This is a genomic window from Streptococcus suis YS56, from assembly GCF_000440115.1.
GTDB lineage: Bacteria > Bacillota > Bacilli > Lactobacillales > Streptococcaceae > Streptococcus > Streptococcus suis_L.
Genome location: NZ_ALMY01000061.1, coordinates 1 through 1,746 on the forward strand (window position 1 = coordinate 1; position 1,746 = coordinate 1,746).

The window sequence follows — 1,746 nt, forward strand, 5'->3', positions numbered from 1 at the left end:
AAGTCTAGTGGTAAAAAGTCAATAGAAAGTTGAGAAAATTCTAGTTGTTTTTTTAGAAAACAGGGTACACTAAAAACACCTAGTGAAAATCGCTTTTTTTCACCAGTTTATCCAAGGACTTGTGCAGATCATTATCTATCTTCCATAAGCCTCCTTGGTGGCGCATAGAGTTGGCGATTGCGTAGTAGCGCATCCACCAGACGCACAAATTTTCTAGCGGTTAAGACGATGGCTCGTTTGTGTTGATGTTTAGGAACTTCATGATACTTCTTCTTGTAAAAGGTTTGATACTCACTATCGTGTCGTCTGACCGAGTTGGCGGCTTCAACTAAGTAATAACGGAGATAGCGGTTGCCTCGTTTGACAAGTTCAGTATTTTGAGAGTTAGTGTTCCCGGATTGATTCTGTTTCCAATTCAAGCCTGCATATTTAGCGACTTGAGGGTGGTCTTTAAAGCGATCAATCTGTCCAATTTCAGCGATAATGCCTGCAGCGTACACTTTCCCCACACCAGGAACAGAAGTTAAGCACTGGTATTCAGGGATGACTTCGACCATGTCTTCAATAGCTTTATCAATATCCTTGATTAATTTCTCAAGGTTTCTGATTTCTCGAGCTAATAGACCGAGAATAACATTGACAGAATCTTGTTGTAGCTTGGGTAGACGATAAGATCCCCTGACAGCTGATTGAATAGCTTTAGCTAATTTTTCAGGCGCTTTGAATCGTCCTCTCCCCAATTTTTGGATAAAGTCCGCTAGGTCATTGAGAGGAACGGTCGCTAACTCGTCGAGGGTATAGTCTTGTGTCATTAAGGAAATAATGGTGCTAGACCAGAGAGAAGTTGTGAGGCTCTCATTCTTGATTTCAGTAGATAAGGTATTGCACTTATAATAAATATTTTCAATAAAGTGTTGTTTTGTTCTTGTCAACTGTTCAATGAATTGTAGTCTCGTTCTGGTTAGGTGTTGGAGAGCCAGATACTTTTCTTCTTTGAGAAAAGCAGGTGAAAATCGCTCAGCACGAAAATAATCGGCGATGTAGAAGGCATCAATAGTATCATTTTTACTTTCTTCAAAGGCTTCCCGATATTTCTTAATCTTATTGGGTTGTTCCACCCTGACTTCCACGCTTAAAGCTTTTAAATCGCTATCTTCATGAAAGAACATGGCAGGGTGAAAGCTGTAGAGACTGGTGGCTTCCATACCAATGACGATGCGTTCAAATGAATAGGTATCATTGAGTTCAAGAATTTGTTTCTTGATTTCTTGAGCCCCTACTAGGTCATTAGGAAGAGAAGCTGTAAAGGGAGTTGTTGTATCACTAAGCATGATACAGACATCTAATTTGGTAGAGCTAACGTCTAAACCGACAAAACATTTCATTTGGAAGGTCTCCTTTCATTTGTATTTGGAAAGTTTCTTGACTACTGTAAGGTTCCCCAGAAACACGTTGAACCAACAGCCTCGCATAAGAGAATTCTAGTCACTAGCTCACCTGCCGCCTGTACGCTACTACGTACAGAAGTGAGCGTAATGGAAACAGCTAGTGTGTTGGAAGTAGGGACAACGCTTGGGTAACAGACTTAAAAATGAAGTCTAAGCAACAAGGAGGAAAAGAAACAACCATGAGTCCATTCCATGACTCTATTGTTCTGGAAAACCTTGCAATAGTCAAGTTAACATTATTACACTCATTAAAAATTTGGGATTGAAAAATCCCCATAAACTTATTTTACGAGGAGGA

At 40.0% G+C, this 1,746-nt stretch carries 1 protein-coding gene; it reads right to left on the reverse strand.

The genetic code is table 11. The features are described from left to right. Positions 1-131: 131 nt before the first annotated feature. Positions 132-1,385, reverse strand: a complete 1,254-nt coding sequence (locus SST62_RS0107020) for an IS110 family transposase (protein ID WP_029186803.1) — start codon at positions 1,383-1,385, stop codon at positions 132-134. Positions 1,386-1,746 lie beyond the last annotated feature (361 nt).